This is a genomic window from Tepidanaerobacter sp. EBM-49, from assembly GCF_001896645.1.
Taxonomy (GTDB): domain Bacteria; phylum Bacillota; class Thermosediminibacteria; order Thermosediminibacterales; family Tepidanaerobacteraceae; genus Tepidanaerobacter; species Tepidanaerobacter syntrophicus.
On the sequence record NZ_MPPE01000046.1, the window covers coordinates 1 to 14996 of the forward strand.

At 37.7% G+C, this 14996-nt stretch carries 17 protein-coding genes; all 17 read right to left on the reverse strand.

The genetic code is table 11. The features are described from left to right. A partial coding sequence (locus BUE08_RS08225) for an ABC transporter permease (protein ID WP_286680710.1) occupies positions 1 to 726 on the reverse strand: 726 nt, incomplete at its 3' end. After that, positions 701 to 1600 (reverse strand): ABC transporter ATP-binding protein, encoded by a 900-nt coding sequence (locus BUE08_RS08230; RefSeq protein WP_059032522.1) that lies wholly within the window; start codon positions 1598 to 1600, stop codon positions 701 to 703. The genes BUE08_RS08225 and BUE08_RS08230, both read right to left, overlap by 26 nt. 2 nt (positions 1601 to 1602) lie before the next feature. After that, on the reverse strand, positions 1603 to 1986 hold the full coding sequence (locus BUE08_RS08235) for a GntR family transcriptional regulator (RefSeq protein ID WP_059032523.1): 384 nt from the start codon (positions 1984 to 1986) through the stop codon (positions 1603 to 1605). A 167-nt stretch (positions 1987 to 2153) separates the two neighbouring features. After that, complete coding sequence (gene murQ / locus BUE08_RS08240) at positions 2154 to 3074, reverse strand: N-acetylmuramic acid 6-phosphate etherase (RefSeq protein ID WP_286680711.1); 921 nt, start codon at positions 3072 to 3074, stop codon at positions 2154 to 2156. Beyond that, positions 3074 to 3229 (reverse strand): phospho-sugar glycosidase domain-containing protein, encoded by a 156-nt coding sequence (locus BUE08_RS10955; RefSeq protein WP_353682109.1) that lies wholly within the window; start codon positions 3227 to 3229, stop codon positions 3074 to 3076. Before BUE08_RS10955 ends, murQ begins: the two co-directional genes overlap by 1 nt. Positions 3230 to 3287: 58 nt before the next feature. Next, a complete protein-coding gene (locus BUE08_RS08245) occupies positions 3288 to 4226 on the reverse strand; it encodes a GNAT family N-acetyltransferase (RefSeq protein WP_286680712.1) in 939 nt (312 codons plus the stop codon). A 30-nt stretch (positions 4227 to 4256) separates the two neighbouring features. Beyond that, positions 4257 to 4646, reverse strand: a complete 390-nt coding sequence (locus BUE08_RS08250) for a PTS sugar transporter subunit IIA (protein WP_213951321.1) — start codon at positions 4644 to 4646, stop codon at positions 4257 to 4259. Between the two features lie 74 nt (positions 4647 to 4720). Next, complete coding sequence (locus BUE08_RS08255; protein WP_286680713.1) at positions 4721 to 5587, reverse strand: PTS system mannose/fructose/sorbose family transporter subunit IID; 867 nt, start codon at positions 5585 to 5587, stop codon at positions 4721 to 4723. Between the two features lie 3 nt (positions 5588 to 5590). Further along, positions 5591 to 6373 (reverse strand): PTS mannose/fructose/sorbose/N-acetylgalactosamine transporter subunit IIC, encoded by a 783-nt coding sequence (locus tag BUE08_RS08260; protein ID WP_286680714.1) that lies wholly within the window; start codon positions 6371 to 6373, stop codon positions 5591 to 5593. A 21-nt stretch (positions 6374 to 6394) separates the two neighbouring features. Further along, complete coding sequence (locus BUE08_RS08265) at positions 6395 to 6886, reverse strand: PTS sugar transporter subunit IIB (protein ID WP_213951324.1); 492 nt, start codon at positions 6884 to 6886, stop codon at positions 6395 to 6397. A 96-nt stretch (positions 6887 to 6982) separates the two neighbouring features. Next, positions 6983 to 7663, reverse strand: a complete 681-nt coding sequence (locus BUE08_RS08270; RefSeq protein WP_281795850.1) for a PIG-L deacetylase family protein — start codon at positions 7661 to 7663, stop codon at positions 6983 to 6985. A gap of 36 nt (positions 7664 to 7699) precedes the next feature. Further along, positions 7700 to 8542: a MurR/RpiR family transcriptional regulator gene (locus BUE08_RS08275; RefSeq protein ID WP_281795852.1), complete on the reverse strand. Its 843-nt coding sequence runs from the start codon at positions 8540 to 8542 to the stop codon at positions 7700 to 7702. Positions 8543 to 8834: 292 nt separating this feature from the next. Continuing rightward, complete coding sequence (locus BUE08_RS08280) at positions 8835 to 10262, reverse strand: NAD(P)(+) transhydrogenase (Re/Si-specific) subunit beta (protein ID WP_286680715.1); 1428 nt, start codon at positions 10260 to 10262, stop codon at positions 8835 to 8837. A gap of 14 nt (positions 10263 to 10276) precedes the next feature. Next, complete coding sequence (locus BUE08_RS08285) at positions 10277 to 10549, reverse strand: NAD(P) transhydrogenase subunit alpha part 2 (protein ID WP_059032525.1); 273 nt, start codon at positions 10547 to 10549, stop codon at positions 10277 to 10279. Between the two features lie 15 nt (positions 10550 to 10564). Further along, positions 10565 to 11746, reverse strand: a complete 1182-nt coding sequence (locus BUE08_RS08290) for an NAD(P) transhydrogenase subunit alpha (RefSeq protein ID WP_059032526.1) — start codon at positions 11744 to 11746, stop codon at positions 10565 to 10567. A gap of 363 nt (positions 11747 to 12109) precedes the next feature. Then, positions 12110 to 13294: a sigma 54-interacting transcriptional regulator gene (locus BUE08_RS08295; protein WP_238142646.1), complete on the reverse strand. Its 1185-nt coding sequence runs from the start codon at positions 13292 to 13294 to the stop codon at positions 12110 to 12112. A gap of 388 nt (positions 13295 to 13682) precedes the next feature. Further along, complete coding sequence (locus BUE08_RS08300) at positions 13683 to 14915, reverse strand: MFS transporter (RefSeq protein ID WP_281795868.1); 1233 nt, start codon at positions 14913 to 14915, stop codon at positions 13683 to 13685. Between the last annotated feature and the right edge of the window lie 81 nt (positions 14916 to 14996).

Below are 14996 nucleotides of genomic sequence, written 5' to 3' on the forward strand. Positions count from 1 at the left end.
CATAGTATATGACCCAAAAATATTTAAAAACTCGTCAATTACAGCTATGCGATATCCCCACATCGCCATATTCATATACAGCAATCCTGTAAAACCTATGGGGAATATGAAAAATATAATAGTCAAAACCAACTGGGATATTGAAGTACCTGTCAAACTTGCAAAAAGCAGTGAGAAACTCAATACAATAAATAATCTAAAGGCATCTGCTCCAAACCAGGACATTACCATACCTGCTGAGTAAAAATCCCTTAAGCCCTTGGAAAGCCATAGAGCTGCTACCATTATCGCTGCATTTATTAAAAACGGCAAAATTACATTTGCAAAAGCTATTACGGCTTTATTAAAAAATATTTCTGTACGGCTAAATGGCATAGTCGCAAGTATTTCGAATGTCTTTTTTCGCTTTTCCTCTCCAAATAGAAGCGCCGCAGCTGCCATGGGTGTAAAAACTACTAACATTGCTTCCATACCTGATAGTTGTTTAAATTTATCTTGCAAAAGATTCTTTAACTCGGCTTTGTATCCATCTATATCAAAGCCCGCATACCATTCCGGGTGTTTTTCCATTTCTTGAATTGTTCTTTGATAATTGTTGTATGTATTTATCACACCTAAAGTCATTGTAAAAAATAATATGCCTGCTACCGCAAAGCACAGCCATTTAGTCATTTTCCAGTCCTTTTTCAGCAAAGCCTTATTAAAGGGCAATGTCTGTAAAGTCATAGCCTTCAACTCCCATCTTGTATATAAAAATCTCTTCAAGAGACATATCTATCGTTTCTAATAAAATAGGATTGCATTTTTTGATCGCATCTATTACCGCATCAAGATTATCCTTCACTACTATTTGATGTATTTTGCCGATGGTTTCTATTTTTAGTATATGTTCATTGCTCTTTATCTCTTCCGGAAACTCACCTTTAAACGCAACTTGAATCTTTCTCACATTACTTTTAAGGTTTTCAACACTATCTTCCAACAACATCTTACCTTCATGGATAATGCCAATATGGTCGCAAATTTGCTCCAATTGCCCCAAATTATGGCTTGAAATCAAAACAGTAGTTTCATTTGCGCTTACTTCGTCGACAATTAAGTTTAAAACCTTTTGTTTAACAACAGGATCTAAGCCCGATGTGGGTTCGTCCAATATAAGTATATTGGGCATTATAGATAAGCTCAAAAGTATGGCAAGCTGCGTTTTCATGCCTTTTGATAAATATTTGATTTTTTTATTGCCGTCGAGTTTGAAAAGTTTCATTAATTGAATATATCTTTTATCATTCCAAAACGGGTAAGTATCCTTATAAAACTCGACTATCTCACCGATTTTAAAGGAGGGATAGAAATACTGATAATCCGATACATAGCCTATTCTGGACTTTATATTAGTATTATCTTTGATGTTCTCGCCCGAGATTAGAACTTCACCTTTTTCCGGTTTATATATATCTACTAAGTTTTTTATCAAGGTTGTTTTGCCTGCCCCATTAGGTCCTATCAAACCATATATCGAACCGCTTTTTATCCTAAGGTTTATGTCATCTAGGATCTTTGTTCCTCCTAAAGATTTATCTAAATTTTTAACTTCAATCATTTTTATGCTCTCTCCTCCATTTCCTCAGCTAATCCTTGAATGAAAGCCATAAGCTCTTCTTTGCTAAACCCCATATACAAGGCTTCAATGATGCCCTTTCTAAACGTTTTTTTTAGTTCTTCCATTTTGCTACTGTCTTTTTTTGGTTTATATTCTTTTGAGATAAATGTCCCTTTCCCTTGAATTGTAACTATTACCCCTTCTCTCTCTAATTCTTTATATGCCTTTTGAACAGTGTTTGGGTTTAAAGTCATCATTTTAGCCATATCTCTAATAGATGGCAGCTTTTCCCCCGGTTCAAATAAGCCCTTCAATATACCTTCTTTTATATTGTTTACAATTTGCGCATAAATAGGCGTGCTGCTGGTTACATCAATATAAATCAATTTTTCACCTCCAACGGCATTATGTATATAGTGTACTATGAGTATTAATACATTAGATACATAGTAACTTATAAAAAAAATAAAGTCAAGGTTTGTCCCTGACTTTTATTCTTGCTCCTGTATTTCTATTTTTTTAATATCCGGGTGGCCGTTAAAGGATATAAGAATTAATCCAAAGCGCCCTCTTGCTTAGCTAACCCTCCCAACGCCTGCCTTATATGGCCGTCATTGTCCTTTAGCAGCTTGTGGGCTGTATCCTTATCGCTTTGGGTCAAAAGCATAATAATAGCCAATTTCACATCATAATCTGTTTCACTTAAAGTTCTTTCTACTTCAATATCCGAAGCACCTGTAGCAATCTTTACAATTCGTTTTGCTCTTTCCAGCAGCTTTTCATTGGTTGCCCGGACATCCACCATAAGATTGCTATAGACCTTACCTAATTTAATCATAACACCGGTAGAAATCATGTTGAGCACAAGTTTCTGGGCTGTTCCTGCTTTCATACGGGTAGAACCCATAATCGCTTCAGGTCCTACAATCGGTGTTATCATAATATCTGAGTATTGCTGCATGGGACTATTATTAGTGCAACATACGCCTATAGTTAGTGCCCCTTTATTGTTTGAGAATCTCAAAGCACCTAAAACATATGGAGTTCTGCCGCTGGCTGCCAAACCTACCACTGTATCCTTTGAGGTAAGATTCTTTGCCTTTAGATCTGTTTCTCCTGCTTCAAAATTATCTTCTGCTCCCTCGGCCGCACGACGTATAGCTGTATCGCCGCCAGCAATTATACCCTGTACCATCTCGCAAGACACCCCGTAAGTGGGGGGACATTCAGAAGCGTCTAAAATCCCTAGTCTTCCACTCGTTCCTGCGCCTATATAAATTAACCTCCCACCTTTTTTTAACCGTTGTGCTATACTTTCAACGGCTTCTGCTATATGTGGTATTTCTTTTTCTACTGCAAAAGGTACTGTTTTATCCTGATCGTTTATTTTTTTCAGCATGGTTTTGGTATCTAATATATCTATATCTAATGTATCAAGATTTCTTTCTTCAGTGATAAGTTCTGAAAGATTCATTACTTGAGTTCCTTTCTAAATCGAAATTTTTTACCCGATTCTATTTCGACAGCTAATATGTGCTTATCTTTTGGAATCTTACCCACTGCATTGACTCTTTTATCGGCCGGCAAATCTTTTAATATTATTTGAAGTTCACCAGAATATCTATTGATTACTGTCTATGGTCGCCAAGTCAGCGTATGCGAGCATTGCCTTAAGATTTCTTCTATTTTATAGAGCTTTATCATAATCTATAAATGTTCTGAATACCTGAACACCATGCCGTTCATAAAATCGTCTTCCCGGGACATCTGTGGAGACAAAATAAAGATGATAAATTCCTCTTTTCGTCATCTCCGCCTGCATAAAGTCAAACAGGATTCCTCCTAAACCATAGTTTCTAACCTTTTCACTTATTCCAATCGGTCCAAATCTCATTGGATTTCCGTCAATCATTCTCATACAGAAACCGCAAATATTTTTATCTTTATCCAACACCAGAAGAATGCAGTCTTCTGCAAGGTTGTTCTGCATGCTTATAAGTGCATTCCTTTTCCATCCTCCGCCAAACTCTTTTTTTGTAAATTCAAGTAAGTCAAGTGCATAACTGTAATCAAAATTAATAATGGAAAATCCTTGTTTTTGAGCTTCTCTATATTTTCCCATGGTCTCTTCACTGATAGTATAACCATGAAGGTCTTTCTTCATAGAGAAATTCATCTCTCCACTTTTATAGTCGTGTTTTTCAAAAAAGGATATGGAAGATGGATAGTTTTCTTCATCTAGACCCGGAAAGAAATAACTCGGACTGTATGCGCCTAAAGTAATTGTCTTGCAGCCTAGTTCCTTAAGTGCATCCTCTGCTTTTGTGAGAAGTTTTCCTCCAATACCTCTCCCTTGATAATTTTCATCAACAAAAATAACATTTACCCAACCCCTGGTGGGTTCTAGGCCCCTTTCAAGATATGGGAATTTTCGTTTCATTGCCAACAGAAATCCAATGACTTGTTCATCTTCCAATGCTACATAACACAAGTTGGAATCAAAATTATCATCAAAAATTACCTGCTTTCTGAATTTTAATGCAGTCAGGGTGTCTGCTTTCAATACTTTGTTCCAAAGAGTTATAACATCTTGCTCATATTTTTGTTCATAATTAATAATTCTCATTGAAGCCTCCTTGTTGTAACTTTAGTCCTTTTATCCTTCTGGAAATATTTTCACAGAATCCTTTGTAGTCTCTACACTTCTTTTTGCCAATTCTTTCAAATCAAGTTCCGAAGGCATAGCTAATTCTATATAAGCCATGGTATTGATGCCGGTTACCAGCATGTATCTTTCGGGATTGGCCATACACTTCATGGCTGCCACTCTAAAGGGAGATGCACCGAAAAGGTCACAAGAGAAAAGTATCTCTTCATCTCCGATCTTTTCCAAAAGTTCATCAAGATTGGTTTCCAAAGTATCTAAATCGCTTTCGGGGTCAAGGTCAAGAAAGTGCATATAATTAGGTACTCCAGAAAGCATACTAAGGTTCTTTTTTATTCCTTCGGCATATCCTCCGTGACCTATAATAATGATGTTAATCATTTCTTTTTCTCCTTCTGCATTTTTCAAAGATTGGTTCGACTTCATTCATTGCTAATAAATATTTTTGATGCATCTTATGCATAAAAGCCTGTCCAGTAGCCTAATGCAGTAAGAACAGCCGCTAAGGCAAGAATCAATCCCATCAGTTTAAGCGGAGACCATTTTTTCTTAGAATAAAGATAATAAACTACAAGCGTCAGGGATAATGGCAAAAGCTTAGGAAAAATACTATTTACTATATTATCTGCATTGAATATAACCTGATCGGGTATCACGGTATTAGTTGTAGCATCATAGATGTCTCTTACGATTTGAATAGGCAGAGGCATATTTACAAAAGAAGCCGTAAGAGCTCCTACAACAATTAATCCAAGAACGGTCATGGCATTGGTGAGTTTGTCAAGAGTTCCGTCGGCCATAAATGTCTGCATACCTTCAATTCCTGATTTATATCCTAATTTAAACAAATACCAGCTGAGAAAAAACGTTCCCACCGGATAGACAATCATGTAAAGCAGAGAACCGATCCAAGGAATATTTGAAGATGCCTGAGATATCGAAAGCGCTATTGTAAGAAGGATAGGTATTATTGTAGCAACCCATAGAGAGTCTCCTATGGCTGATGTAGGGCCAATAAGAGCTACTTTCACACTGCTAATAAGTTCGGGTGTGCATGCTTTGTTGGCATTGGCCTCTTCCAGTCCGCATACTATACCATTAACTATCGAACCAACCTGGGATTCAGAGTTATAGAGTGTAATGTGTCTCTTGAGAGCCTCGCTTCTTTCTTCCTTTGTATCATACAATTCCTCAATAACCGGAGCCATAGATTGGCCAAAAGCCATCCCTAGCATGCTTTCTGCCTGTTGTGAACATCCATTCCAAAAGAACCAGTTTAAAAATGACTTTTTTAAGGTTTTCTCACTGATTTTCTTTTCCATTTCTTACTCCACCTCGACTTTCTTAGACGATGAATAATAATAAAGTATTGTTATGATTAAGGCTACCACTGTTACAGCCATAGTATTTAAGTTAAAATACGTTACAAGAATAAAACCGGCCAAGTAAATAGCAATATGATATTTCTCTTTCAATAAAAAAGATAGAATAATTCCCATTCCAAGTGCAGCCATCATTCCTCCAAATACAGAAAGGCCCGTGGTTAACCAAGCTGGAATTAGCGAAACAAAATCAGCTTGCTCAGAAGCAGCCGTCATAGAAGTCAAAAGCAATACAGCAGGAATAAAACGAACTGCAAAACCGATAAGCTGTCCCAGCACAAGATTAGGAATAAACATTTTTCTTGTTTCGCCAGCTTCCGCATACTTATATGCAATTCTGTTAAGCGGAAGGCATGCAGCATATGAGATGTTCCACATAATCTGTCCGACAAGACCACCTATTCCGGCAAAGACAACAGCTAGCCCAATAACTTCCGTTGCGCCCATTCCTTTTCCAAAAACAATGGCTGCTGCTGTACCAATATATGTTGCGTAAGACAAATCCCACGCAACCGCCCCGCCGGGTGTCACATTGCCCATATACATAATCTGCAATGGTATGCCAACTATCATTGCTGTATTAACATCACCTAATATAACTCCGACAACAAAGGAAGCAACTAATGGCCTGCCAAGGGTATACCAGCCCAAGGTATTGCCTATAATAGAACCAATAGATCCTAGATAGATGAAAAGGGAAATCAAAATAATTTGTAATGTACTCATCGTTTTCCTCCTTGTATATATTTATTTTATTGATTGCCTAAATGAGGACCAACTAGTTTCTGTAGTGCTGGGCAGCTGCTGGAATGTAATTTTGATGTTCTTTGCCGCAATGGAATCTAGCAAGGCTACATCACTTTCGCTTAAGTAAAATATCCCGGTAGCTCCACTTACTTTATAAATTGTGTCCGCGCGTTTTGCCAAATTACCCAGTATAATTTGCTCACAACATAAAACACTCTCTTCTAATTCTTTCAGCTTTGAAGGCTGTTTGACGATAAGCAACTTATTTTTATCGGAATCTTTTCTTAACAGTTCTTTAGCCTCTTCAGTTGAAACAATATTAGTTTTGTATTTTGATGGAACTCCCATGGTCATTATGGATTTAAGCATCGGATTCTTAACGCTCTCATCATCTACGGCAATTATTTCCTGTATCCCTAAGGTTGGGCACCATGCAACTACTGTCTGTCCGTGAATAAGTCTATCATCAACCCTTATATAAAGTTTCCCCACTCTTAGTCTCCTTTCTTTCTACATAATATTTATTAATACATATCTATTGCGAAATCATCGGATTCATAAATGTTAATTTTTACTTATGCAATTAAATCACCATAATTTGTTCTCAATAAGGCTGGCATACATATAGCAGACAGTAAATTTTGAAGAGTTAGACTCTATTTGCCGTATCCTTCCATTGTTGGTATAGTAAGGTATATAAGGAAAGTCATTCACTTTACCCTTGAATACATCGTATTCATTAAGAGCGCTAAACCATTGTTCTTTCTCATCATCATCCAGTTGAAAATATGCCTGAGGAATAAACCCGACTAAATCCTCAAAGGTTTCTCCGTACACCAGTCTTATCTGACTTCCTTTTTCCCTCATATTCTTCACAGCTAATGTGGCTGCATCATATGTTTCAATATGCCTTCTGTGCATTGAACCTCTCCAATGAGTAATAACTAGGTCGACTTTTTCATCAACAAAGTATTTCTCCAATCTTTTGGCAAATTCTTCAATACCGGGCATATTACTGGATACATAACCTAACCAAAGATAATCTGCTCCCAGTCTTTCGGCAGCTCTCCGGTTTTGCTTCAAAAGGTCCTTAAGATAAGCCTGTTTTTCTTCTTCTGTGGCTTGAGGGTCTTCCAATCTCCCCTGGGTAACGTGGAGCAGAGTGCATTTTGCTCCATTTTTAACATATTTGATTATCAGCGGTCCTCCCAAAAGCTCAGCATCTAATGAATGAGCACCAATACTGACTACTCTTTTGACTTCGCTCATTATTTAACATTCCTTTCGTTTAACTTAAGTCAAAAACTAATATTTTCTAAAAGATACGGCTTTGCTTGTATTTTCCAGGTATTTACTTATATCATCGTATTTTTTGCAAGCTACAGCAGAAAAAATAATATCAATAACATTAAGTTGAGCCATTCGCGATGCCATAGCTCCACTTCTAAACAGCGCTTCGCTAGATGCGACAAATAGCTTTATATCGGAAACTTCGGTGATAGGTGAGTTTCCGAATTTTGTAATACAAATTGTTGTGGCTTTCGCTTCTTTTGCAAGTCTTAAGGCTTCTACGGTATCAATGGTTTGACCTGAATATGATATTCCTATGGCTACATCTTCGCTTGTAAGATTTGCTGCTGATGTAAGTTGCATATGGTTATCCAGATAAGCAGTACACGCTTTATTTATCCTCATAAACTTATGCAAGGCGTCTTGAGCTACTATAGCCGAAGCACCAATACCATAAATATCAAGCCTTTCAGCTCTCATGATAGCCTCAACTGCTTTGTTTACTTCATCTCGACTGAGTACATCCATTGTGCTTTCAATTGCTTGCATGTTATTTTTTGAAATCTTGGTAATAATAGAGTCCAAATCATCGTCGATATTAACCACACCCTGTATTTTCCTGGTTTTAAACGCTATATCTGCAGAAACTTTTATTTTCAGATCCTGGTAACCCTTGCACCCCAATGTTCGACAAAACCTTACAACACTAGCCTCGCTAGTCTTGCATTTAGCTGCAAGCTCTGCTATTGGTAAATCCGAAATTTCCAGAGGATGTTCTAAAATATATGTGGCTATCTTTTTCTCGGAAGGGGTTAAATTGTTATATATCGCTTTAATCTTTTCTATTTCTCCTGCCATAATTTCACCTCTCGTATATATTATTCGACACATTTTGCATTATTCCTTCATGATTTATAAATTTTTTTGTAGTTTTGTTTCATTTTGCCAATCTACATTCACTGTTATTCAGAGGTTGAAAACACTTGCCAACCTTTTATTATGTAAGCTATTTGTCATCCTGAACGCAGCAAAAGATTTTTGGAGGGATTCTTTGTCTAGTTTTCTGTATGACTATAGTAAGATACAAAAAGAGCTGTCGCTTTGCAAGATTATTTTCCTTGCAGTGCAACAGCTCTTTTATAGACATTTCTTAAATATTATTTTTCGAACTTAATACAGCTTCTTCTTGCTCTATGCTCTTGATTAGTTTTTTAAGTGTTTCCGAAGCATCGCCAAGCAGTAAATGCACATGAGGTAATTCATATAGGGAATTGTCAACTCCTGAATAGCCTGGCTTTGTATCTAAATTACACACGATAACACTTTTTGCCTTATCTACTTCTAACACCGGCATTCCATATATAGGGGTGCCCTCAGCGGTGTTGGCTGCAGGATTTATTACATCACACGCTCCGACCACAAGCACTACATCTGTTTCGGCAAATTCCGGGTTTATAGTATCCATCTCGCATAATTTTTCGTAAGGCACATCCACTTCTGCTAAAAGCACATTCATATGGCCGGGCATACGGCCTGCCACCGGATGTATAGCAAACTTTACTTCCTTGCCTTGGGACTCCAATAAGTCATATAATTCTTTTACATAGCTTTGTGCTTGCGCTATAGCCATTCCATAGCCCGGAACAATTATGACCTTTTTTGCTTCTTTTAAAAGTTGTGCAGGAGTTTTTTTATGTTCAGGCGATTCTTCATTTCTTTTTACAGCTGCTATTTTCCCTTCAAATTTCTTTGCTTGTGCTGAGTTATTTAATTGTGATCCCTTTAAAATATCGACCAGCGATCTATTCATGGCGCTACACATAATCTGTGTAAGTATCAAGCCGGAAGCACCTACAATGGCTCCGACTGCTACTAAAAGCGGATCCCCTATCGTAAAGCCGCAAATAGCTCCTGCAAGTCCTGACAGAGAATTTAAAAGCGATATTGTAATCGGCATGTCAGCGCCGCCGACCCTAATAGCAAAGAATACACCGTAGGTTAATGAAAGTAAAGCAGTAACAATAGAAAAAGTTCCGGAATTTGCTGCATTCGAAAATAAAGCAAGGATTATAAATACAGCAACAGCTAATAAGATACTATTTGAGATTTCATTGTGCTTTTTAAGAATTATAGGTTTTTGGGATATTTTTCGCGCAAGTTTTGCTGCTGCCACCAGGCTTCCACTTAACGTTATTGCTCCTACTGCTAATGCCAACTGGCTTGTGATTCTGGAAAAAGTTGTCATATAGGGGTACTTTTCATAAATTTCTACAAGCGCAACTAGGGCAGAAGCTCCCCCTCCAAGACCGTTTAAAAGGGCTACCATTTGAGGCATCTCAATCATCTTAACCCTTTTAGCAATTGCGTAGCCAATAACCCCTCCAAGGAGAATCGCAATCCATAAAAGAGGCATGTCTATGATGCCATTATATATAAGCACAACTATAATAGCGGCAAACATAGCTATTGCCCCTATCCTGTTGCCTAGAACTGCAGTTTTGGGTGAGCTCATCAATTTAATTCCTAGAAGAACCAGAGCTGATAAAACAACAGAAATAACTTCGTAAGTTCCTATCATAGGCACACCTCTCTTTAACTTTTAAACATTTTTAGCATTCTGTCGGTAACAAGAAACCCTCCTATAAGGTTGATCGCTGCAAGTACTATGGCAATAAATCCAAGCAATTTACTCGATAGCGATACAGCAAACGCTGTCGAAACCAACGATCCAAGTATCGTTACACCTGATATTGCATTTGTACCTGACATCAGGGGAGTATGAAGCAGGGAAGGGACTTCTTTGATAACTTTATATCCCAGGATGCCGGCAACCACAAAGACAGTTATAAGAAATAGTTCCTTCAATTTGCCTCACCCTTTCTATATTGCAAGAACTTCACGTGCCCCGACATGATACAAATTCCCGTCCTTAGTCACTAAACTCGAAGCTATAATTTCATCATCTGTATCTATTATTATTTTGCCGTCTTTGACAAACGATGCAATAAAATTATATATATTATGAGCGAACATCCATGTTGAACTTATAGGCACCATTCCCGGGATATTTTTTGTTCCATCTATGCTTACACTATATTGAACTATAAGTTCTCCCCCTTTAGTCAGCTCACAATTTCCTCCCTGATCAATGGCAACATCCACAATAGCAGATCCTGGTTTCATCTGTTTTACCATTTCTTCTGTAACTAAGACCGGAGCTAATCTTCCAGGGACTAATGCTGTTAATATTAAGATATCAGATTTTATGACATAATCCTTTATAGATTCTTGCTCTTTTAAAATCCATTCCTTTGGCAAGGACTGAGCATATCCGCCTTCACCTATAGCAACGTCAGCCGGAACACCTGTTTCTACAATTTTTGCACCTAGGCTTTTTGCATGTTCCGCCGCCTCTGGTCTGATATCGGCAGCATAGACTACTGCTCCAAGCCGTTTAGCCGTTGCTATCGCCTGCAATCCGGCTACACCTGTTCCAATTACCATGACCGTTGAAGGTTGTATCATGCCAACAGCCGTACCTATCATAGGAATAAACTTAGGCAGGCGGTCAGCTGCCATCAAAACACTTTTATAACCTGCCACTGTGCTCATCGATGTCAGGGCATCCATAGACTGTGCTCTAGAGATTCGGGGAATGCCGTCAAGCGTTAAACTAATGACTCTTTTCTCCATAAGTTTTTTTACCATTTCATGATTGGAAGGAGCTGCCGGATGGAGAAATGTTATCAAAACCTGTCCTTCGTGCATTAAATCCACTTCATGCACACCCAACTCTTCGTTAAATAATGGCTCTTTAACTTTTAGTATTATATCTGATTCGGTATATAATTGTTGTATATCCTCGATGATAACTGCTCCAACTTTCTCATATTCGGCATCAGCAAAATACGACCCGACTCCCGCTCCCTTTTCGACAAAAACTTTAGCGCCACCATCAGTTAGTTTTTTTACCGTTTCGGGAATGGCAGCTACTCGCCTTTCTCCATTCATTATTTCTTTCGGTATACCAAAATATAATCCTTTAAATTGACTGCTAGACATTATGAGACCCCCTTATTGATATTTAAAATGCCTTGCTTATATATTTAACTTGCAAAAAACATGCCATAAAGTTTTAAAAGTTCCGTAATATTATAATGTGCTTGACGATGCTCTAAATTGCTGTTCTAGTGCAGTTTTCTGAGGTTTATTATAAAAACCGTTTTTTTAAAATCGTTTATATAAAAATATATGGTAACTTAAGTTACCATATATTAGTTTCGGGCGGTAGTTTTTGTTACCTGATTATACAGGAATTAGCAAAGTTAATTCAAAAGGAACGATTTAATCCCAAATTTCAGAAGTTATTTAGTTATTTGTAAAAAAATATGGTAACTTAAGTTACCATATGTCGCAAAATCAGCATTATTCAATATTATATTTCTTCATCTTTTTAATCAAGGCAGGGTGTGATATCCCTAAAGCTTTAGACGCTTTTCTAATAGAGCCATGTTTAGATAAGGCTTCACTTATTACTTTGCTCTCAAGCTGTTCGACGATTGTTTTAAGGGGCACATCCTCCATTTCCGGTAATTCAAGCTCATTATGTCCTTCAAAGTGGAGGTTGTCTATGTCGATTATTCTTCCAGGCGTAAGATTTACGGCTCTTTCTATCAAGTTTTGCAGCTCTCTTACATTGCCGGGCCAATCATAATTTACAAGAAACGCCATTGCTTTTGCTGTAAGGGTTTTAGGCGGTTTCCCGAGAGAATTGACATATCTTGAAAGAAAATATTCGGCAAGAAGGGGAATATCCGCTCTACGCTCTCTAAGAGATGGTATTGTAATGGGAACAACATTTAAGCGATAATAAAGATCTTCTCGAAACTCACCTTTTTGAACCATCTTTTCTAAGTTTCGATTAGTTGCTGCAATTATTCTTACATTAATTGGCTTTTCTTTATAACCGCCTATTCTCCTGATTTTCATTTCTTGTATGACTCTGAGCAATTTTGCCTGAGTGCTTAAAGAAAGATCGCCTACTTCATCCAGAAACACAGTTCCTTTATCTGCTATTTCAAGCAAGCCCGCCTTGCCGCCTTTTTTGGCTCCGCTAAAGGCGCCCTCTTCATAGCCGAACAGCTCGCTTTCCAATAGTGTATCAGGTAGCGCTGCACAATTTACAGGATAAAATGAGAATTTGTTCCTCGGACTTGCAAGATGAATAGCTTTTGCAAAAAGTTCCTTACCTGTTCCGCTCTCACCTAGAATCAAAATAGTGCTGCTTCCCTCAGCCGCAAGTCTTGCCCTGAAAATCGCTTTCTTTAGCGCGCTGCTTTCTCCTAAAATAGAACTGAAGGGATCGTCTTTTGGCGCATCAGGCACAGTACATCTTACTTCTTCAACCTTTTTTATGTTGGGAATTGGCGCAAGATCAAGCATTATCTTCTTTTTTATTTCTTCATTTTCACATTCCAGCTCAAAGTACATTAGATTTGGTAAAACTTCCAATGCCAAAATACTAATATTATACTTTGCTATAATCCTGCTGGTATCATAAACCATGCCGGTTCTATCTTCGAACTCAATCCGCAGCCTGAAAGCCCCCACCGTATCCACCACCAATTAACATAATATGTCGCTATATACATTCTATCGTAAATGCAAGTTTTATTCCAGTTAGGGAGGCTTTAAAAAATTGGATAATAAAGAATTTACCCGAGGACATATAAAGAAGATTATATCTTACACTAAAAGATAGGTTATTGCACAACAACTTTAGGATTAAAACAAAAAACCTGAAACCTTTGATATGTATGAGGTTCAGGCTGGTTTTTTAAGGGATTTGGTGTAAAAGTTAGGGTTCAAGCCCTTTTTAAAATATCCTTATTGTGGCAAATTGCCAGCAAATGCTGACTGCTACTCGGAGCTGAAAACGACTTTTTATCTTAAATACGGTTTTTGTAAGGGTCTTGACAAATTCTTAAAGAGAAGTTTGCTATAGTTCTTCGACCTTTATATTTTTCTTTTTGCTCCAAAAATATATGATTATAGCTGAAGCAAGCCCGATTATCCCTGATATCAAAAATGTCATACCGGCACCATAGTGTTCGGATAATGTGCCTGCATACATAGAACCGACGGTTGTCATACCCGAAAACACTAATGTGTAAAAGCTCATAACACGTCCTCTTATATAATCCTCTGAATTTATTTGAATAATTGAGTTGCAAGATGCAGTAAATGTTATCATGAAAAATCCTGTAAGTGCCAGAAAAACCATTGAAAGATAATAATTATGCATCATGCCTAGAATTCCTTGAAATAGTGAAAGGCCGGCTGCTCCAAGGAATAGGATTCCCATTTTAGGTTCTGAGCCTGCTGTTGCAGCAAGTGTCAAAGCACCTGTCAGAGCGCCAATTCCCATAGCTGCCATAAGGGTTCCATACTGAGATGCTTCCATTCCCAAGTCTATCTTGGTAAAGACAGGAACAAGCACATTAAAATTCATCGTAAATACGTTTATAAGGAGCATAAGGAGCATTGGAACATAGATATTTGGTGTCTTAAATACATATTTGACTCCTTCTGTCATATCGTGAATAACAGTTGCATTAGTTCTGCTGTCTTGCCTTTTTTCTTTTACATCCATTAACAGTAAACCTGTTATAACAGCGATATATGATATTCCGTTTAACAAAAAGCATAATCCTATGCCTAAATACCCTATAAGTATGCCAGCGACTGCAGGACCAATTATACGAGCCAGGTTGAATACAGATGAATTTAGAGCTATCGCATTTAATAAATCATCCTTGCCTACAAGCTCTATCATTAGAGCCTGCCTTGCGGGATTGTCTATGCTGTTTAGTGCTCCTAGAATTAAAGCCGTGATGGCTATGTGCCAATACTGCGCTTTGCCGGAAAATGTAAGAATCGAAAGAGTAAATGCAACAATCATTAGTCCTATTTGAGTAAATATAACTAGTTTTCTTTTAGGGAATCTATCAACGTATACACCTGCAAAAAGCGCCAGGAATAACACAGGTAAGGTTTGTAATGTTGTTATAAAACCTAAAAGGAAGGGAGAGTTTGTAAGCTTGAGGATAAGCCATGCCTGCCCAATATTTTGCATCCATGTGCCTATCAATGATATGCACTGGCCGAGCCAAAAAAGTCGAAAGTTCCGGTGGGTAAGCGCCGGAAATGATAACTTAAGTCTTGTTATCAAGTTCGTAGTATGTCACCTCGTGTAGACCGCTTGACTTTAAAATTTCTAATTTATTTTATACCTTTTTTTCTCATAAGTATA